Genomic DNA, 19311 nt, shown 5'->3' on the forward strand with positions numbered 1-19311 from the left:
GAACGGGGCGTTAGCGTGAGTCACGAAGACCTCCGGTGATGACGTGTGCTTGGTAACTCACATCGTCCCGGAGGTCTTCGCTATCCGCCCCAGCGTTCACAACCTCCCGAGGAACTACAGCTAGCCCACGGCTCCCGTGTCGCGGAGGTGACGGATCCGTCCGGTCGGTCCGGCGCACATCGCCTCAAAGGCGAGGTGCAGCGTCTCCGTACGCTCCGCCGCGCCGACCGCGACGCACGGCTTCCCGAGCCCGACGGCGATGCCCGCCTCCATGTGCGCGGCGGCACCGGCGGGGAGCACGAGCACGAACCGGTCGGCTGCCCGGAGCGCGGCGAGATCCTGCTCGAACAGCCGCCGGATCCCCGGGTCGTCGAGGTCGGCATCGTCCGCACCACCCGGCGCCGCGAAGACGGCCGCATCCGCGTCGTAGGCGGCGCGGACGAAGCAGTACGACCGCACGCCGACGGCATCGAGCGCAGCGACCACGTCGCCCACGGCCTCCCGGTTGCGCCAGCTGCCGGCGACGAAGAATGTGCTCACGGGGTGACGGTAGCGGCTGCCGTGATGGCGCGGCGCGTCGGGTACGGGCCGCCTCAGTCGCGCACCCGCTGCGCGTGCGCGCGGGCCTTCATCCGGTTGCCGCAGGTCGCCATCGAGCACCAGCGGGCCGTGCCCGGGCGGCTGTGGTCGATGAGGAAGAGCTCGCACTCGGCGTTGGCGCACGGGCGGAGTCGGCCGGGCAGCCGGGCGGTGACGCTCGACCAGGCGAGCACGGCGTCCACCGGGAGGCGGTCGTCGGCGGGCACGTGCAGGTCCCAGGTGACGCCGTCGGGGGTGACGCGCGGCGTGCGGACGACACCGTCGACCACGGCCGCGAGCTCGTCGACCGCCGGTGTCGCGGGCGCTCCGCCGCGGATCACGGCGTGCAGGGCGTCGCGCGTGCGGCGGAGGCGCTCGACCTCGGCAGCGGTGCCGGTGCCGCCCCAACCGCGGGCCAGCCCGCGGCCGGATGCCCCGGCGAGCCGGTCGTCCCGGTGGCCGTCGACCACGGGCGCGCTGTTCAGCAGCGCCAGCAGCAGCTCCTCGTCGTGGTCCACGGCTCCTCGATCCTCCGCGCTCGGGTGGCGCGATGGATTCATGCTACCGTCCGACTAACCACCAAAACAAGTCTAAGGGGTTAGTCATGGTCACCGTCCACCACCGCACCGTCTCGATCGACGGCCTCGACGTCTTCTGGCGCGAGGCCGGGCCCGCCGACGCGCCCGTGCTCCTGCTCCTGCACGGGTACCCGTCGAGCTCGCACATGTTCCGGCACCTGATCCCCGCGCTCGCGGGCCGGTTCCGCGTCATCGCGCCGGACCACGTCGGGTTCGGCCGCTCGTCCGCGCCGTCCGCCGAGGACTTCGACTACTCGTTCGCCGCGCTCACCGAGGTGACCCGCGGGTTCCTCGCGGCCATCGGGGTCACCCGCTACGCGATCTACGTGCAGGACTACGGCGCGCCCATCAGCTGGCGCCTGGCGCTCGCCGACCCGGCCGCCGTCACGGGCGTCATCACGCAGAACGGCAACGCCTACGAGGAGGGCTTCATGCCCTCGTTCTGGGATCCGATCTGGGCCGATGCCGCCGAGCGCACCGACGCCACGCGCGACGCCCTCCGCCCGGCCCTCGGCCGCGATGCGGTCGAGTGGCAGTACACGCACGGCGTGCCGGATCCGACGGTCGTGGATCCCGACGCCTGGGAGCACGACCTCGCGCTCCTCGCCCGCCCGGGTCAGGACGACGTGCAGCTCGCGCTGTTCCGCGACTACGCCACCAACCGCGACCTGTACCCGGCGGTGCACGCGTGGCTGCGGGAGTCGCGGGTGCCGGTGCTCGCGATCTGGGGGCGGAACGACGAGATCTTCGCCGCGTCCGGCGCGGAGGCCTTCCGGCGCGACGCCCCGCACGCGCGGATCGAGCTCGTCGACGGCGGGCACTTCCTGCTCGAGTCGGACCTCGACCGCGTCCTCGCGGCGATCGGGGAGTGGCACGACGGGTTGTGACCGCGAGGCCGGCCACGATCAGCCCGCCGCGACCCGCTCGTAGCGCTCGATGTTCGCGTTCTTCACGTGCCAGTCGTCGGTCTTCGCGAAGCCGCGCGGGGTGAGGGCCTCGGCCACGTCGTCCCGGATGTCCTGCTTGTCGCTCGTGACCAGCCACACCACGTCGGCGCCCTCGACCTCGTCGACCCGGTCGGCCAGCGGGTACGTCTCCTCCCAGAGGCCGTCGGTGTCGCCGGGCGGCGTGCGCAGCAGGATGTCGTCCATGCCGCGGAACGCGTCCGGGTAGGAGTACGCGACGATGCGCGAGGTCGCCTTCGGGTGGCGGCGGACCGGCCCGAAGATCACGGCATCGGTCGTGTCGGGCGCCTCCTGGGCGCGCTCCTCGGAGACGATCCGCGCGATGGCGGCCCAGTCGGAGTCGGCCTTCACGGTGGTGGTGCGGTCGTGCACGAGCTGCATGAGCGACAGTGTCACCAGTACGGCGGTGACGGCGGCGATGAGCGGCTTCCACTTGAGCGCGAGGATCCCCACGGCCATGAGCATCGCGAACGCGGGTGCCGTGTACGCCATGTAGCGCGGCGAGTACAGCGGCGACATGAGGGTGGACGCGCCGATGAGCAGCAGCGTCGGAACGGCGAACCACACCACCGCGAGCTGCAGGATCGTCGGCGACCACCCGGCGTGCAGGTACGCGGACTCGAACTCGGCGATGCCGCCCTCGGGCTCGACCGTGGAGGCGCGGCGGGCGCGCACCAGTCGGATCCCGCGGCGCACCAGCAGCGCGAGGCCCAGGAGCGCGAGCACCCACGCGATCACCGCGAAGACGTCGTTCTGGTAGAAGAGCTGCGTCGAGAGCACCTGCGTGACCGTGTTCGGGCCGATGGGATCGATCCACCCGACCTGGCCGGACTGCTCCGTCACCACGCGCACGAGCGGCAGCGACAGGAGCCCGGCCGCGATGGAGGAGAGCGCCCAGCCGAGCAGCGACACGACCATGGGCCGGCGGCTGCGGCGGCCGACGCGCGCGGACGCGATGGCCCACAGGATCACGACGCCGTGCGCGCCCACGAGCAGCGCCAGGTACACGAACGTGGATGCGCCGAGCCACGCGAGCAGCCCGTATAGCGCCCACCACCTGGCCTGCACCTGCCAGCGGGATCCGGCGCGGCGGGCCGCGAGCACCAGCACGATCGTGAGCGCGACCGCGATGAGGGTGCCGAGCGCGAACGAGCGGCCCTCGGTGCCCATCCACGCCGAGCGGGGGATCACGACGAACACGATGCCGGCGACGATGCCGGTCGCGCGCGTGGAGACCGTGCGCGTGAGGAGCACCACGCCCGCCGCGGCGAGCCCGATGAAGACCGCGCTCGGGAAGCGGAGCGACGTGGGCGAGTAGCCGACCAGCTCGAACCACACCTTCATGCCCGCGTAGTAGAGGCCGTGGACGGCGTCGACCGTGCCGAGCTCGCGGAGGAGGTCGTCCCAGCCGCGCGTGGCCGAGATCACGGTGGCGGCCTCGTCGTACCAGACGGAGGGCGCGCCGGCGAGGGGGAGCGCGAGCAGGAAGCCGAGGAGGCCGATGAGCCAGGCGTCGCCCCAGCGACGGTGGTGGAAGCGGCCGAGGGGGCCGTGCGGGCGGCCGCCGCGGGGACCGTCGGCGGGCCGTCGTACGCTGGGTCCGGTCGACGCGGGTCCGCGTCCGCCGTCCGTACGGAGGTCTGTCATGGGGTCGTCTCTGCCGCTCGTCGATCTGGACGGCACGCACCCCGGGGGGCGGGGCCTCGGTGGTCATGGCTCCGGGCAGGATGCGCAGGAGAGGCGCGAACGCCACTCCCGGCACCTCGCCCTTCCCGGCATCGGGATGGGGGGTCAGTCCCGCATCGACCAGGCGCGCGTGCTCGTGATCGGCGCGGGCGGCCTCGGTTCCCCCGTGCTGCAGTACCTGGCCGCGGCGGGGATCGGGACCCTCGGAATCGTAGACGACGATGCTGTGGACCTCTCCAACCTCCAGCGCCAGACCATCCACGGCACGCCCGACGTGGGCCGCCCGAAGACCTCGTCAGCGGCGGATTCCGTGCACCGCACCGACCCCGGCGTCGAGGTCGTGGAGCACGCCGAGCGGCTCACCAATGACAACGCCATCGGGATCCTCAGCGGCTACGACGTGGTCGTCGACGCCACCGACAACTTCGCCACCCGGTACCTCATCAGCGACGCGGCGGCCCTCGTGGGCGTGCCGTGCGTGTGGGGATCCGTGTACCGCTGGGACGCGCAGGTCACCGTCTTCTGGGACGCGGCGCCCGACGGCCGCGGCATCGACTACCGCGACGTGTTCCCCGAGCCGCCCGCCGACGGCGCCGTGCTCTCCTGCGAGGAGGCGGGCGTGTTCGGCGCGGTCTGCGGCACGGTCGGCTCGCTCATGGCGACCGAGGTCATCAAGCTCGTCACGGGCGCGGGTCAGCCGCTCCTCGGCCGGGTGGTCGTGCTCGACGCGCTCGCCGGCACCAGCCGCACCATCGGCGTGAAGCGCGCGAAGGGCCGCCAGCGGGTCACGGCGCTCGCCGACTACGACCTCTTCTGCGGCGTGGGCGCCGCTACCGACGGCACGGAGCTCGACGCGGAGGAGGTGGAGCGGATCCTCGCCTCCGACGAGCGGGTCGTCCTCCTCGACGTGCGCGAGCCCGACGAGCGCCTCGTCGACTCCATCCCCGGCCACGTCGCGGTGCCGGTGCGCATCGTCACGGTGGATCCGGGCGCGGTGCCCGGCGAGATCACCGACCGCGTCGTCGTCTACTGCGCCTCGGGCGTGCGCTCGCGGGCGGCCGCGGCGGCGCTCCGCGAGGCGGGCCGGGATGCGGTGAGCCTGCGCGGCGGGATCAAGTCGTGGCGGAGCGTGGCGGGGCGGGCGTGACGGGCGGCCCTGCGCCCCGGAGCGATCAGCTCGCGTCGTCCTCTGGGGCGTCCGTCGTCTGATCGCCCTTGCCCTTGCAGCGACGCAGCGCGCCTTCCGCGAGCTTCAGCGACAGGCCGTCGGCTGCCGCGCGACCGCGTCCGAACGCTGCCGCTCCGAGCCGCCGTGCGGCGTCCACTCCCTCGGCGCCCTGGTCTCGCGCGGAGTCCCACGTGTCGCCGACCGCCGCCAGCCAGCGGCGCGCCTCCAGCGACTCGCGCTCGTCGGCGACGCCGAGCAGGCCGTTGAACTGCACGACGCCGGTGGCGGCGCGATTGCTTGATCCCACGATCGCTCGGGAGTCGAACGGGTTGAGCAGCACCTTCGCGTTCGCGGTGCCGGCTGCGGCGTCCATGCGCTCGAGCAGCCGGTCGGTCGTGCGGCCGATCACGGCGAGCCGGTTCTGCCGCACGACGCGCAGCGCGAGGCGGTGCTCGTCGAGCTCCTCGGGCGACGCGTCGAGCACGCGGTCGAGCTCGAGCACGGCGACCGCGTCCTGGAGCTGGAAGCAGCGGGCGATCACCGCGAGCCACTCGCGCACGGTCGCCTCGGCGTCCTTCGTGACCCTGACGAGGTCGTCGACCTTCGTGGTGCGCTCCAACTTCTCGGCGAGGGCGTCGAGCTGGCGGAGCGCGTAGCCCTGCGTGCGCGCGAGGGTCTGCGTCGTGCCCTGCGCCTTCGACCAGGTGATGTCGGAGACGCGGCCGGCTTGGGCCCGGATCAGCGTCGCCTCGTCGATGACCATCTCCACGCCGATCATGTCGGCGAGCACGGCGTCCTTCTGGCCGCGGAGGATGTCGTCGACCTTCGCGTCGATGACGGCGAGGTAGTCGCTGATCTCGTCCATGGCCTGCTGCATGGCGTACTGGGCCATGATCCCGGCGGCGCCGGAGAGGATCGCCGGGTTGGTCAGGTACGCGCCCGGGCCCCGCGCGAACTCGACGATGCCCTTGATCTTGTTGCCGTCCATGATCACGCCGCGTTCGAGGGTGGGCAGCGACCCCTTCATGGCGGAGTGCTGCTTGAGGAGCGCCGTCGACTTCTCCGACAGCTTCACCCACCGCCCGTGGTTCTCGGCGACGACCGAGCCCGCCTGCACCGCGGCCGCCGCCATGCCGGCGACGGGCTTCAGCCGCTCGAGCCCGAGGTCCCGCCCCTTCGGCAGCTCGTTCGCCGCGAGGAACCGCTCCACCGCGGCCGGCTCGCCGATGACGGCCAGGCCGTCTCCATCGCTGATCAGCTGGACGTCGTCATCCACGGGGACTCCTTCGGGTGGGCCGCGCGGCCCGGTCGGGTACGGCGCGAGTCTCCCACCGCGCCAGCCGCCCGTGTCGCCCCCGATCGGGGCACCCGCACGCGGCCCGCCCGCAGGGTGACCGGCACGGGCCCGGGTGCCCGATGCGCGGCCCCGCCATGCCAGGCTCGCAGGATGAGCGCCGAGCCCGTCATCGCCCGATCCGACGACCTGCGGGCGTCGGAGCTGCGTGCCGCCGGTTGGATCGTGACCGCCCGCTCGTGGGGCGCGCAGCTCGATGCGGCGGACGCGGATCCCGCACGGCTGCGGGCGCTCGTCGACCGCGTCACCGCATCCGCGGTGCTGCGCGAGCTCGCACCGCACGACGTCCCGGCGATCCTCGCCCTCGACGCCGCCACGCTGGCCGACTACCCGGGCGGCCCGGCCACCCGCCATGCGGGCCTCACACCGGACTCGGCCCGCGTCCCGGCGGCAGGACGCCGCGGCTTCGGCGCGTTCGACCCCGCGGGCGGGCTCCTGGCGATGACGTTCGTCGATGTTGATCCCGCCGGCCGCGCCGCCGAGACGGACGTGACGGTCGTCGACGCCGCCCATCGCGGGCGCGGACTTGGCACCGCGGTGAAGGCGGCGTCCGTGCTGGCGCTGGTCGAGGCGGGCGTCGCCGTCTTCCGCACGGGCGGATCGAGCGAGAACGCGGCGATCATCGCGGCCGGCACGGCGCTCGGCTACCGCGTCGACGAGGAGTGGCTCACGCTCGAGGCGCCGCGGGACGCACCCCGGACATGACGACGCGGACGGGCGGCTGAGCCGTCTGTCCGCGTCGTGGCGATGCCGCGGGTCAGGCGCGCGGCGCGCCCGTCGTGTCGAACAGGATCCGCGACGCCTCGGCGGCCCGCGCGCTGTCGACCAGCACGTCGTAGCGGCCGGCGGTCAGCGTCTGGACGGAGGCGAAGTCGCGCTTGCCGCGCGTGGCGTAGTGGCCGACGAAGCCGAACAGCGCGCCCCAGAGCGCGCCGATGCCGACCGCGACCAGCAACACGCCGAGCCAGGCGACGCCGGGGGTGAAGATGCCGAACAGGAAGCCCAGCATCAGTCCGAACCACGCGCCGCCCGCGGCCCCGCGCACCGCGGCGCTGCTGTTGGTGACCCGACCCGTGACGGTCTCGACGGTGCGGACGTCGTGGCCCACGATCTGCGTCGAGGCGACCGGGAACTCCCGGTCGGAGAGCGTGTCGACGGCGGCCTGCGCGTCGGCGTACTCGGTGTAGCTCGCGATCACCTCGCGGGGCGTGGCCGGGACGGCGTGCGCGCGGGGGTCGGTGCTCGGGGTGGACATGGGGTGCTTCCTCTCGGATCGTGCGGTGTGCCGATCCAGCCGGATCGGGCGATATGGTTTGAGGATACCAACGGTCGGCGAGTACGGAGGGGACGGGGATCGAACGGTGAGCGAGCTCCCAGGCAAGGAGGGCGCCGCGGTCGGGGCGGTGATGGAGCGGGCGGTCCTCGCGATCACCCGCTGGGCGTCCCGGCCCGACGTGCGCCGGCGCATGCTGGCCGACGAGGGCGAGGCGTTCTCGTCCACCGACACCTGGCTCCTCGGCCACCTCGCCGAGTGCGGCGCGACCCGGATGCGCGTGCTCGCCGACTGGCAGGGCGTCGACAAGTCGACGATGACCGCGCACGTCCAGCGCCTCGAGGCGCGGGGTCTCGTGATCCGCGAGCCCGACCCCGACGACCGGCGCGCGGTCCTCGTGCGCGCGACCCCCGACGCCGAGCGCGTGCTCGACCGCAACTCCGCGACGGCCCGCGCGCTCCTCGGCGAGCTCGTAGGGGACTGGTCGGCCCGGGAGCGCACCGAGCTGACGCGGCTGCTCGGGCGGCTCGTCGCGGAGATCGAGGCGGAGGGCGGGGAGCGGTCCTGACAACCCTTCCGCTCCACGATCGCCACGCAGCACGTGAACGTTCACGGGCCGCCATCACCACGACCCTTGACGACCCGGCGCCCTGCCCCTTAGCGTTGTCGTGAACGTTCACGCCGACGACGCCGCGAAGGGCTCCACCATGACCGACCCCACCACGACCACCCCGACCGCACCCGGCTGGGCGGTGCTCGGCCCGGGCAGCATCGCCCGCCGCTTCCTCTCCCAGCTCCCCGCGAGCGAGCGCGGCGCGCGACTCGTCGCCGCCGGCAGCTCGAGCGCCGAGCGCGCCGAGGCTTTCGCGACCGAGGCGGCCGATCACGGCTTCGCCGACGTCACGGGCGCCGACTACGACGCCGTCCTCGCGGATCCCGCCGTCCACGCCGTCTACATCTCCACCGTGCACACCGGCCACGCCGACCTCGTGATCCGCGCGCTCGACGCTGGCAAGGCCGTCCTCTGCGAGAAGCCGCTCGCCGTCAACCACGGCACCGCGATGGCGCTCGTCGACGCGGCCCGCGAGGCCGGCCTGCCGCTCGTCGAGGCGTACATGTACCGCTTCCACCCGCAGACCGCGGCGCTCCTCCAGCTGCTGCGCGACGGCGTGATCGGCGACGTCGCCCACGTCGACGCGTCCTTCTCCTTCCGCACCGGATCCCGCACCGGCCGCCTCTACGACACCGCGACCGCGGGCGGCGGGATCCTCGACGTCGGCGGCTACACGGTCACCGCCGTGGCCGCCGTGGTGCAGGCAGCGACCGGGATCGCCGTCGCCGAGCCGCTGACCCTCGAGGTCGACGGCACGGTCGGCCCCACCGGCGTCGACGAGTGGTCCGTCGCGCGCGCGACCTACCGCGGCGTCGCGGGGAAGCCGGGCATCACCGCGACCCTCCGCACGGGCGTCGCGCTCGACGAGCCGCAGGCGCTCACGATCCTCGGCTCGAAGGGCCGCATCCACCTCAGCGACCCGTGGACCCTCGGCGATGCGCCGACCATCGAGGTCTCCGTCGTCGGCGAGGAGCCGCGCACGCTCTCGTTCGCGGGCGCGAAGCCGTACGCGATCGAGGCCGACGCCACGACCGACGCCCTCGCGGCCGGCCTCGGCGAGTCCGCGCAGATGACCCTCGACGAGACGCTCGCCACCGCCCGCACGCTCGACCGCTGGCGCGCCGCGCTCGAGCTGCGCTACCCGTTCGAGGCCGAGGACGCCGACATCCCCACCGTCTCCGGCCGCCCGCTCCGCGTCCGCGACGACAGCCCCATGCTCTACGGCGAGATCCCCGGCGTCGGCAAGCGCATGTCGCGGCTCGTCATGGGCGTCGACAACCAGCCCGACCTCGCGCACGCGTCCGCGATCTTCGACCACTTCGTCGAGCAGGGCGGCAACGCCTTCGACACCGGCTACATCTACGGCGGCGGTGTGCTCGAGGGGCGCCTGGGGAAGTGGATCCGGAACCGCGGCATCCGCGAGGACGTGGTCGTCATCACCAAGGGCGCCCACACCCCGCACTGCGACCCGGAGTCGCTGACGAGCCAGCTGCTCGAGAGCCTCGAGCGCCAGGGCACCGACTACGCCGACATCTACCTCATGCACCGCGACAACCCGGACGTGCCGGTGGGGGAGTTCGTCGACGTGATGGACGAGCACCAGCGCGCCGGGCGGATCCGCTCCTACGGCGTCTCCAACTGGACGCCCGAGCGGTTCGACGAGGCGCAGGCCTACGCGCAGGCGAACGGCCGCGCCGGGTTCCAGGCGCTGAGCGACCACTTCGGCCTGGCCGAGGCGTACGACGTGCCGTGGGCGGGCTGCGTCCACGTCACGGATCCAGCGTCAAAGGCGTGGCTCGAGGAGCGGCAGGTCCCGCTGCTGCCGTGGTCGTCGCAGGCGCGCGGCTTCTTCACGGGCCGTGCCCGCCCCGACGACCTGAGCGACCCGGAGCTCGTGCGCTGCTACTACGGCGACGACAACTTCGAGCGCCTCCGCCGCGCCGAGGAGCTCGCGGCCGAGCACGGTGTCCAGGCCACGGCGATCGCGCTCGCGTACGTGCTCGCGCAGCCGTTCCCGACCTTCCCGCTCTTCGGGCCGCGCACCATCTCGGAGGTGCGCTCCTCGATGCGCGGCCTGTCCGTCGAGCTCACCCCGGAGCAGGTGGCGTGGCTGGACCTGCGGGGCTGAGCGGACCGGGCGCGACCGGTCGGGAGCCGGCCGGCCGCGCCACGATCTACGACGTCGCCTCCGCCGCGGGCGTCTCCCGCCAGACCGTCACGCGCGCGATGAACGGCATGCCGGGCATCAGCGAGGAGACGAAGCGGCGCGTGCTCGACGCCGCCGAGGCGCTCGCGTACCGGCCGTCGCGGTTCGGCCGCGGCCTCGTGACGGGCGGGGACCACCAGCTCGGCCTCGTCGTCGACGACCTGCGGAACCCGTGGTCGCCCGAGCTCGCGGCCGCGGTGGTGCGGATCGCGGCGGCCCGCGGCTGGAACGTGTCCCTTGCCGACGTGGGCCTCGCCGCCGACTCCGACCGCATGGTGGAGGCGCTCGGCGCGCAGACCGACGCCGTGATCGGGACGCTCGGGTCGCGGGCCGCCGAGTGGATCGCCCGGCTGGGCTCGGTGCCCGTCGTGGAGCTGGATCCGCGCGGCGACCCGCTCCGCGCCGCCGTGCAGCTGGATCCGTCGGAGGCCATCGACGCCCTCGCCGACCACCTCGAGGCGGTCGGCGTGCGGCACCCGGTGGTGCTGGACGCGGCGGTCGCCGCCGGACCCAGCCCGCGCGCCGCCCTGCTCGTGCGCGCGTTCGAGGCGCGGTCGATGGAGGTCTCCGTCGTCCGCGCGTCGGCGCCCACCGCGGAGGCCGCCGCCGTCGCGACCGAGCGCGTGGTCGCGCGCCCGCGCACGGCCGACGCGATCGTCGCCTTCAACGACGTCTGCGCCCTCGGCGTGCTCTCCGCCTGCCGCCGCGCGGGCGTCGACGTGCCGGGCGACGTGCGCGTGGTCGGGATCGACGGCCTGTCGCTCGGCCGCCTGCTCGCCCCCACCCTCACGACGCTCGCGGTGGACCTCGACGAGCTCGCCCGCCACGCGCTCGACCTCGCCGTCGCCATGATCGCGGGCGAGCTCCCGCGCTCCGGCCCCGAGGTGATCCGCACGGTGCGGCACCAGCTGGTGGTGCGCGAGTCGGCGTGATCCTCTGGCCCTGGCCATGCGTGGGATTGTTCGCATAGAATGCGAACATGCTCATCACGGTGGATCCCACGGCGAAGACCTCGCTCGCCGAGCAGGTGGCCACGCAGATCCGCTACGCCATTGCGCGCGGCGAGGTCGCGAGCGGGGAGCGGCTGCCGTCGGCGCGCGACCTCGCGGCCTCCATCGACGTGAACATGCACACGGTGCTGCGCGCCTACGCGAGCCTCCAAGCAGACGGGCTCATCGAGCTGCGGCGCGGTCGCGGCGCCACGGTGATCCGCTCGGGCAACGCGTCCTTCGACCGCCTCCGCACCCTCGTCGAGGAGCTGCGCGAGCAGGCCGACACCCTCGGCGTGCCCATGGACGACCTGTTCACCATGATCAAGGGAGCACGATGACCACCCCAGCACCCCTGCCCCTGCCGACCGGCGCGCGTGTCGCGGTCGTCGCCCCCGCGGCGGTCATCGCCCTGGCGCTCGGCGTCGCGGCCGTGGTGCTCGCGCCGACGCTCCCCGGCCGGATCGCCGTGCACTTCGCCGCCGACGGGACGCCCGACGGATGGGGCTCGCCCTGGGCGATGCTCGCGGTCGCGCTGGGACTCGCGGTCGTGGCCGTGGCGCTGGCCGTCGCCGCCCTGCGAGCGCGGGATCGGCGCACGGCGGCCACGGTGCTCCTCGTCGCGAACCTCGTGACGGGCATCCTCGCCGCGGGATGGATCGCGACCGCGGCGTCCGCCGCCGTCGGCGACGGCACCCTCCCCGTCTGGTGGAGCGTCGTGCTGCTGGGCGCGGGCGCAACGGCGGCCGGGATCCCCGTGGCTGTCCTGGTCCGCGCCGCCGGGCCTCTGCCCGCGCACGACGTGGCGCCGCTCGAGATCCCCGCCACGGCCCGGGTCGCCTGGCGCGCTCGGACCGGCAGCGGGTGGTTCGCGGGGATCGGCGCGGTCGTCGTGGTGCTCGGGTTCGTCGCCGCGGCAAGCGCGTCGGCGGTGGACGCCGACACGGCCGCCCTCTCCGGCATCCCGCTCGTCGTGGCCGGCCTCGCGATGCTGGCGCTCGCGCGCGTCGACGTGACGGTCGACCGGCGCGGGCTCCGGGTCGTCTCGACCTGGACGCGGATCCCGATCATGCGCGTGCCCCTCGCCCGCATCGAGTCGGCGGGGTGGGAGGACGTCTCGCCGGGGCAGTGGGGCGGCTGGGGTCTGCGCGTGTCGGGCCGCGGCGTCGCCTACGTGACGCGCTCCGGGCCCGGCCTCGTCGTGCGGCTCACCGGCGGGCGCGCCCGGCTGGTCACCGTGGCGGATGCGGATCGCGGCGCTGCCGTCCTCGAGGCGCTCCTCGCGGGGCGCCGCGCGGCCTGAGCCGCCCGCCGCATCCGCTGTCGGTCGGACTCTGGTCGGCAGGCTCGCCGGTGGCTAGCGTGGCCCCGACGGTGCGCGACGAGGCCGCCGTCGGACACGAGGAGCAGCCATGTCGCGCATCACCCCCACCCTCTGGTTCGGCGAGGGGATCGAGGAGGCGGCGCGGTTCTACGTCGACCTGTTCCCGGGCTCGCGGATCCTCGACACCTCGCGCTACCCGGACGACTTCCCCGACCCGGCCCTGCGCGGCACGGCCCTCGTGGTCGACCTCGAGCTCGACGGCCAGCCGCACCGCCTGCTCAACGGCGGCCCCGGCATGCAGGCGACCGAGGCGGTGTCCCTGTCGATCTCCGCTGCGGACCAGCAGGAGGTCGACCGCTACTGGGACGCGTTCGCCGACGGCGGGACGGAGGGCCGCTGCGGCTGGGTGCGCGACCGCTGGGGATTCTGGTGGCAGGTGGTCCCGGAGGCGATGGCGACCACGATCGGCGGGCCCGACCCCGAGGGCGCGGCGCGCGCGATGGCCGCGATGATGGGCATGGGCCGCCTCGTCGTGGCCGAGCTGCAGGCCGCGTACGACGGGCGCTGACGCCGTTCAATCGCTGTCCCGGTTCGGCAGGATCGGAGTGCGGCTGAGGCACGCGGGCATGGCATGCGCAAGCCCGAGATTCTGCCAGCCGGGATTTGCTCGACGCGGTCGGTGATCGGGAATCTCTCGCCGGGGCGGGTGCAGCAGGTTAGGCAGGCACGGCACTCGCAGGATGCTTGACTGCCGTCGGATCACTCGGACGGTCACGTGTTTCGCCGTTGTTAAACCCAATCTGGACAACAGGACGTTGGAGACAATTTTGCCTGCTTGCAGCACTTATCGTCACAAGTGTGCGGCCATACGAAGCACATAAGCCTCTGACTAATAATCGACGGTAAACGCAAGTTGTTTTAACAGCAAGTTGGGTAAGGGTGGCAGTAAATCTGCCCATCTCGCCAGATTCTCCGGCGGACCAGTTGTCTATTCAGGACGCCGGATATCTGAAGCAAGACATAAGCATCGGCCACCATGACCGGCCCATCGGTCATAGCCTTTTGCACACGGGTCGCAATTCTTTCATAAATGCACCTTAGGCAGATTTAAGAAGCTAGTACCACCCTTCGTCGCAAAACTCCAAGTCCGCTGCCCAAGCTGCAAGTGCGGCTGCAACCCACGGTTCTTCGCCGAAGATTTGTACCGAGCTACTTAAAGTGAATAGAAAGTCGCTGACATGTTCGGGGTCACCTTTAGCATGAGCGTCTTGAAGCATTGCTATATGTCCTCCAACATAGGTACTAGCCTTCGAGGCATACAGGAGCGAAAGTCCAAAAAACTCAAGGTGAAACTCGACGCGTTTTTGGAGAATTGGGTCTGAAAAGTGTTGTGCCGCGACGCTATAAGTTACAGATCGACCCGCACCCCTAACGGCAGAGGCGATCAACCATGAGTCATCATGTAAGTCATCAAAATACGGATGTAAGAATTGATCATAAATGCTTGATGCTTGCTTGTGCCACTTTTTGTCGTTGCACGACGTGCATATAGGGACTAGATTCGTTGGCTGGATCGCGTATGTAGGATATGTTTCCTTCGGCAAGTAGTGATCGAGCGCCACAGCATCTCTTACTCGACAAGTTGGGCACAAGTCGGCTAGGGATCGCAAGAGGGCATAAATTTCCCGGCCAGCACTTTTCCTAGAGCGAAGGTGATTTTTGTAAGCCCACCTAACGCTTTTTGCCGTCGACGAGCTGATGCCGGCATTAACCGTTGGAACGTTGGTGGCGGCCTGCTGACTCAAGTAATAGTTATAGGTCTTCTCGGCCCTTATTAACATGCTACGGGAGGCGTGGACGGTATCAATACGAACACCGGATGATAAGCGGTCGAGGACGGATGCGACATTGACGGCCGGCGCTGAGGAGATTCGCATTACTCGTAGCCTGGCCAATCACGATTTGCTTTGAATGACCTCACGGGCAGGCCTTGGTTCGCAAACCAAGATAACAATAAGGCCCTCCCATCCCCGCCAATTTGCCCATTGAATCGTTCAAGGACTAGGTAGAAGTCACGTACCTCGGCCGCGGTGTCAAGAAGTAGCTTATGAAATCCAGAAGCGGAGACCTCTAGGCCAAAAACCGATGATGTCAACACGCCTATGTTTTCTCCAAATGACTCCACCTTAAGTCGATTAGCACGAGATACTCCTGCGACCCGCCGAATCTTCCACGCGGAGTTCCTAGGTACTTCTTGCAAGACCACCGGAGAGTGCGTCGCGACAATGGCGATTCCATTGCGACTGCTCATCAAGTTTGACAGTGTGCGGATAAACGCTGACAGAAGGGGAGGGTGCAGATGCCCTTCGGGTTCGTCTATCAGCACGAGGCTTTTCTCTGTCACGCTTTGAGCGAGCCTGGTCACAGTGAGTAGAACTATCTTGTGGCCAGAACTTAATGTCCCGTAGATGATCTTGGCGTGCGCAGCAAACTGCTTGAATGAAGGTTCGTGATGCAGCTGGGCCAGTGATGATACGTCTGCGTCTGCAAAGATTGGGTCCGACTCTAGGGTCTCAAGCGCTTCGCGCCAGAGACCTCGCGATTTCTCACGGACTACAACCCAAGCGCTTCGCGCGAACTCTTCAGCCAATTCTTCTGGTGCCCGTGTCCGAGTAGGCACAATCTTATCCCGGGCTCTTGACTCGATTGAAATATGGTCTTCCGAATGGCTGGTGCCAAACGTTCTGCTGGTCTCATTCTCCGGAGCGGACGTTACAAGGCCCACGTATGAATATCGTACTTCGTATTTGTCAACGCTGTCTTCATGCGGCAAGATCGCGTTATCAAATGCACTAAAGGAAACATAGACTACGTTGGCAATGTCCGGCAAAACGTCGGCGTGTTCGCGAAACGTTCCGATACTCTCACCGGCGCTCGGCCCAAGAAGCGATAGGGCCATATCCCGAAGGTGCGTCGTCTTACCGGAACCGTTGCGTCCAACCAACACGTGTACGTTAGTCGGCGGGAAAGATTCCGGCTGAACCGCAAAGTCAAGGATTACTGATTCCGCTAGGTCGTTAGTGGAAGGCCTTGTGTATTTAAGCGCAAACGAATCCTGCCCGTCACCCGCGAGTATGCGGGCGTAAGTGCCCGTGACGGTACTCCCGGTAATGTCGCGCATGAGCGACTCGAATACCACCGGTTCTGACCGCAACTTTTCGAAACGTCGCAGGTCTACGGCCATATCACCGACCGCAGCGAGGATGCGTTTCGTCTCCTTTACGCCGAAGAGGTTTAACAAGTTTGCGTAGTACGATTCATCTTGCCCAAGGGGCGCATATGTATTATCTAGAGTCGTGAATTGGGTGGGTAATGGCGTGGTATGCTCCGAGTCGTTTTTGTATTCGAAGTCGAGCTTGGCAATCTTGACGCCACCGATTTCAAATCGCGATCCCTGGTGGTCATAGTAGTAAGCGTAAACAAGAGTGCGCCATGTAAACAGTCGTTCCATTCCGCACGTACAAAAGCGATAACGTTCCTTGAATCGCTAATTGGCTTGACGGCCTCCGTCACGAAAGTCACGCTCTGTGTGTCATTCACGCTTACAGCATAAAGGTCGCTCTAGTCCGTTAGGCCCCCAGGTCAGGGGTGAATCCAAGCGCCGATGCTCCCGATCGCGCCAGGTCGGCTGCGAGTAATGCACAACGCGATCGCTTTACGTGGTTCTGCGGCCCATCAGCGGCTGGCGGCTGGAGTCGTGGCGGTCCTCGAGTATGCCGAAAATCGGATCAGCCGCCCGAGAACGGCGGCAGCACGTCCACCGCGCTGCCGGCCGTGAGGGGCGCGTCGCGGTCGGTGGTCGCGACGCCCTCGACGAGGTAGGTGCAGCGGGCGAGGACAGCGGCGGCGTTCGCGGGATCCTCCGACGCGGCGGCCCGCGTGCCGAGCGCGTCCATCAGGTCGCCGAGGACGGCCGCGGACGGCAGGTCGAGCGTGTCGGTCGTGCGACCGAGCGCGGCGGCGGCGGCGAAGAGCTCCACGGGGACGATCACGTCAGCCCCCGATCGCGCTCATGGAGCGGGCGGGCTGGATGAAGTCGGCGTCGTCCATGCCGTGGCCCTTCGGCTTCGCCCACATGGCGCCGCGCCAGAGGTCGGCGATCTCGGCGTCGGACGCGCCGGAGCGCAGCGGCGCGAGCAGGTCGGTCTCCTCGTGCGAGAACAGGCAGCTGCGGACGCCGCCCGTCGCGGTGAGGCGCGTGCGGCGGCAGTCGGCGCAGAACGGCTCGGTGACGCTCGCGATGACGCCCACGCGGCCGAGCATCGCCGTGCCCGCGCCGCCGTCGAGCGAGTGCACGCGCCAGAGCTCGGCGGGGGATCCGTCGCGCGGCTCCTCGTCGGGCACGAGCGTGAAGCGCTCCGACAGGCGCGCGCGGATCTCGGCGGCGGTGATCATCTCGTCGCGGTCCCACGCGTGGTCGGCGTCGAGCGGCATCTGCTCGATGAAGCGCAGCTGGTGGCCGCCCGCGACGGCCCAGGCGAGGAGGTCCGCCGCCTGGTCGTCGTTGACGCCGCGCACGAGCACCGCGTTGATCTTGATGGGCGTGAGCCCGGCGGCTGCGGCGGCGTCGATGCCGTCGAGCACGCGGTCGAGGAACGGGCGCCGCGTGATGAGCCGGAACGTCTCGGCGTGCACGGAGTCGAGCGAGACGTTGATCCGGTCGAGGCCCGCGTCCTTGAGCGCCTGCGCGCGGGACGCGAGGCCGATCGCGTTGGTGGTGAGCGAGATCTCGGGCCGGTCGGGGAGGGCGGCGCACGCGGCGATGATCTCGATGAGGTCGCGGCGCAGCAGCGGCTCACCGCCCGTGAACCGCACCTGGCGCACGCCGAGGTCGCGCGTGCCGATGCGCACGAGCCGCTCGATCTCGGCGAGCTGCAGCGCCTGCCGGTCGGGCGTGAACGGGAGGCCCTCGGCCGGCATGCAGTAGGTGCAGCGCAGGTTGCAGCGGTCGGTGAGCGAGATGCGGAGGTCGGTCGCGCGGCGGCCGAAGGGGTCGAGGAGCGCCGGGTCGTCGGGCCGGGCGGGGCCCGGAGCGGCGGCGGGACGCGGCATCGCCGGCATCCCCAGCGAGGTGCTCATTCCCCCAGGCTACGCGCGCGTCGGAGCGGGGCCGACGCCGAGCGGATGCGGGCGACGGGCACGAGCCGCGCCTGCGGTGCCTAGGATCGTCGCATGACGCAGAAGAGGGACCGCACGCCCGCACGCGCCGCGGATGCCGAGCCGCCCGTCACCGTCGCACCCGCATCCGGGCCCTTCCGCTACCGCGTGAGCGAGGCCGCCGCGCTCATCGGCGTGAGCGACGACACCCTCCGCCGCTGGGCCGACGCCGGCCGGCTCGACCTCGTGCGCGGCGAGGGGCGGCTGATCCAGGTCGACGGCGTGCAGCTCGCCCACCTCGCGACCGAGCTGGCCGCGGACGGGTCGCTCGCCGCATCCGGCGCCGGGCGTCCGCCGGCCTCGGCGCGGAACCGCATGCCGGGCATCGTCACGCGCGTCGTGCGGGACGGCGTCATGGCGCAGGTCGAGATCCAGGCGGGGCCGTTCCGGATGGTGTCGCTGATCAGCCGCGAGGCCGCCGACGAGCTGGGGCTCGAGGTGGGAGCGCCCGCCGCCGCGACCGTGAAGGCCACGAACGTGGGCGTCGAGCTGCTCGCGCCCGAGACGCTGACGGGCGGGCGGGCGTGATGCGCGGAGCGCGCGCGGTCGTCGTCGGCGCCCTGGCTGCGGGGCTCCTCGCCGGCTGCTCGGCCGGTGGATCCGCGCCCTCCGGCGTCCCCGATCCCGCCCCCGACTCCCTCGCCGGCACGCTCGTCGTGCAGGCCGCGGCGTCGCTCACCGGCAGCATGGACGAGGTCGCCCGCGGCTTCGAGGGCGCGCACCCGGGCGTGACGGTCACGGTGTCGTACGGCGGCAGCTCGACGCTCGCGCAGCAGATCGTGCAGGGCGCGCCCGCGGACGTGTTCGCGTCCGCCTCCGACGCCACCATGACGACGGTCGTCGACGCGGGCGAGACGGCCGCGGACCCGCGCGTGTTCGCCCGCAACGCGCTCGAGATCGCGGTGCCGCCCGGGAACCCCGCCCGCATCGCCGGCCTCGCCGACTTCGCCGACCCCGCCCGCACCCTCGCCCTCTGCGCGCCCGAGGTGCCGTGCGGTGCCGCGGCGGCGCAGGCGTTCCGGGAGGCGGGCGTCACGCCGCAGCCGGACTCGCTCGAGCAGGACGTGCGCGCCGCCCTCACGCGCGTCGAGCTCGGCGAGGTGGATGCGGCGGTGGTCTATGAGACGGACGTGCGGGCCGCGGGCGACCGGGTCGAGGGCGTGCCGCTGCCGGACGAGGTGAACGTGACGACGGACTGCGTCGTGGCGCCGCTCGCCGAATCCGCGTCGCCCGCCCTCGCCGCCGCCTTCGCCGACTACGTGGCGGGCGACGACGCCCGGTCCGTGTTCACCGCCGCGGGGTTCCGTGCGCCCTGAGCTGCGCGCCGACCGCAGCCGCGCCCGCAGCCGCACGCGCGTC

General features: G+C 70.9%; 19 protein-coding genes. 11 read left to right on the forward strand and 8 right to left on the reverse strand.

From position 1 onward, the window contains the following. Positions 1–120: 120 nt before the first annotated feature. On the reverse strand, positions 121–540 hold the full coding sequence (locus HDR73_RS10605) for a hypothetical protein (RefSeq protein ID WP_012299810.1): 420 nt from the start codon (positions 538–540) through the stop codon (positions 121–123). 53 nt (positions 541–593) lie between these two features. Further along, positions 594–1097: a CGNR zinc finger domain-containing protein gene (locus tag HDR73_RS10610; protein WP_012299809.1), complete on the reverse strand. Its 504-nt coding sequence runs from the start codon at positions 1095–1097 to the stop codon at positions 594–596. Positions 1098–1183: 86 nt separating this feature from the next. Here HDR73_RS10610 and HDR73_RS10615 point away from each other — a divergent pair, with 86 nt between their 5' ends. Then, positions 1184–2044 carry an alpha/beta fold hydrolase gene (locus tag HDR73_RS10615; RefSeq protein WP_041464687.1) on the forward strand — a complete coding sequence of 287 codons (861 nt, stop codon included), beginning with the start codon at positions 1184–1186 and terminating at the stop codon, positions 2042–2044. Positions 2045–2062: 18 nt separating this feature from the next. Here HDR73_RS10615 and HDR73_RS10620 read toward each other — a convergent pair whose 3' ends face one another. Continuing rightward, a complete protein-coding gene (locus HDR73_RS10620) occupies positions 2063–3769 on the reverse strand; it encodes a glycosyltransferase family 39 protein (protein WP_012299807.1) in 1707 nt (568 codons plus the stop codon). Between HDR73_RS10620 and HDR73_RS10625 the strand changes: the two genes are divergently transcribed. Continuing rightward, the gene (locus HDR73_RS10625; RefSeq protein ID WP_094146283.1) at positions 3768–4955 is read left to right on the forward strand and encodes a ThiF family adenylyltransferase; all 1188 of its coding nucleotides are present in this window, start codon (positions 3768–3770) and stop codon (positions 4953–4955) included. The two genes, HDR73_RS10620 and HDR73_RS10625, sit on opposite strands and share 2 nt — an antisense overlap. A 25-nt stretch (positions 4956–4980) precedes the next feature. Here the strand turns inward: HDR73_RS10625 and HDR73_RS10630 are convergent, their stop codons facing one another. Then, the gene (locus HDR73_RS10630) at positions 4981–6252 is read right to left on the reverse strand and encodes a hypothetical protein (RefSeq protein ID WP_012299805.1); all 1272 of its coding nucleotides are present in this window, start codon (positions 6250–6252) and stop codon (positions 4981–4983) included. Positions 6253–6423: 171 nt separating this feature from the next. Here HDR73_RS10630 and HDR73_RS10635 point away from each other — a divergent pair, with 171 nt between their 5' ends. After that, on the forward strand, positions 6424–7035 hold the full coding sequence (locus HDR73_RS10635) for a GNAT family N-acetyltransferase (RefSeq protein WP_012299804.1): 612 nt from the start codon (positions 6424–6426) through the stop codon (positions 7033–7035). A gap of 52 nt (positions 7036–7087) precedes the next feature. Here the strand turns inward: HDR73_RS10635 and HDR73_RS10640 are convergent, their stop codons facing one another. After that, positions 7088–7585, reverse strand: coding sequence for a YflT domain-containing protein (locus HDR73_RS10640; RefSeq protein ID WP_041464686.1), 498 nt, complete (start codon positions 7583–7585; stop codon positions 7088–7090). Between the two features lie 106 nt (positions 7586–7691). Between HDR73_RS10640 and HDR73_RS10645 the strand changes: the two genes are divergently transcribed. From HDR73_RS10645 to HDR73_RS10670, 6 genes are all read left to right on the forward strand, one after another. Beyond that, positions 7692–8171 carry a MarR family winged helix-turn-helix transcriptional regulator gene (locus HDR73_RS10645; protein WP_041464685.1) on the forward strand — a complete coding sequence of 160 codons (480 nt, stop codon included), beginning with the start codon at positions 7692–7694 and terminating at the stop codon, positions 8169–8171. Between the two features lie 139 nt (positions 8172–8310). After that, positions 8311–10344, forward strand: a complete 2034-nt coding sequence (locus tag HDR73_RS10650; protein ID WP_012299802.1) for an aldo/keto reductase — start codon at positions 8311–8313, stop codon at positions 10342–10344. Then, a complete protein-coding gene (locus HDR73_RS10655) occupies positions 10323–11354 on the forward strand; it encodes a LacI family DNA-binding transcriptional regulator (RefSeq protein WP_086935918.1) in 1032 nt (343 codons plus the stop codon). The genes HDR73_RS10650 and HDR73_RS10655 overlap by 22 nt, the downstream gene beginning before the upstream one ends. Before the next feature lie 47 nt (positions 11355–11401). Further along, positions 11402–11752, forward strand: coding sequence for a GntR family transcriptional regulator (locus HDR73_RS10660; protein ID WP_012299800.1), 351 nt, complete (start codon positions 11402–11404; stop codon positions 11750–11752). Continuing rightward, on the forward strand, positions 11749–12714 hold the full coding sequence (locus HDR73_RS10665) for a DUF1648 domain-containing protein (RefSeq protein WP_012299799.1): 966 nt from the start codon (positions 11749–11751) through the stop codon (positions 12712–12714). Before HDR73_RS10660 ends, HDR73_RS10665 begins: the two co-directional genes overlap by 4 nt. A 109-nt stretch (positions 12715–12823) precedes the next feature. Further along, positions 12824–13303, forward strand: coding sequence for a VOC family protein (locus tag HDR73_RS10670; RefSeq protein WP_012299798.1), 480 nt, complete (start codon positions 12824–12826; stop codon positions 13301–13303). 1368 nt (positions 13304–14671) lie between these two features. Here HDR73_RS10670 and HDR73_RS10675 read toward each other — a convergent pair. From HDR73_RS10675 to moaA, 3 genes are all read right to left on the reverse strand, one after another. Continuing rightward, the gene (locus tag HDR73_RS10675) at positions 14672–16246 is read right to left on the reverse strand and encodes an AAA family ATPase (protein WP_012299796.1); all 1575 of its coding nucleotides are present in this window, start codon (positions 16244–16246) and stop codon (positions 14672–14674) included. A gap of 277 nt (positions 16247–16523) precedes the next feature. Next, positions 16524–16787, reverse strand: coding sequence for a MoaD/ThiS family protein (locus HDR73_RS10680; protein ID WP_012299795.1), 264 nt, complete (start codon positions 16785–16787; stop codon positions 16524–16526). Between the two features lies 1 nt (position 16788). Continuing rightward, positions 16789–17874 (reverse strand): GTP 3',8-cyclase MoaA, encoded by a 1086-nt coding sequence (moaA, locus tag HDR73_RS10685; RefSeq protein WP_012299794.1) that lies wholly within the window; start codon positions 17872–17874, stop codon positions 16789–16791. 93 nt (positions 17875–17967) lie between these two features. Between moaA and HDR73_RS10690 the strand changes: the two genes are divergently transcribed. Further along, positions 17968–18480, forward strand: a complete 513-nt coding sequence (locus HDR73_RS10690; protein ID WP_012299793.1) for a TOBE domain-containing protein — start codon at positions 17968–17970, stop codon at positions 18478–18480. Beyond that, entirely contained in the window at positions 18480–19268 is a 789-nt protein-coding gene (modA, locus tag HDR73_RS10695) for a molybdate ABC transporter substrate-binding protein (protein WP_012299792.1), read from the forward strand. The genes HDR73_RS10690 and modA overlap by 1 nt, the downstream gene beginning before the upstream one ends. Positions 19269–19311: the final 43 nt, after the last annotated feature.

This window comes from Clavibacter sp. (assembly GCF_014802555.1).
GTDB classification, from domain to species: Bacteria; Actinomycetota; Actinomycetes; order Actinomycetales; family Microbacteriaceae; genus Clavibacter; species Clavibacter sepedonicus.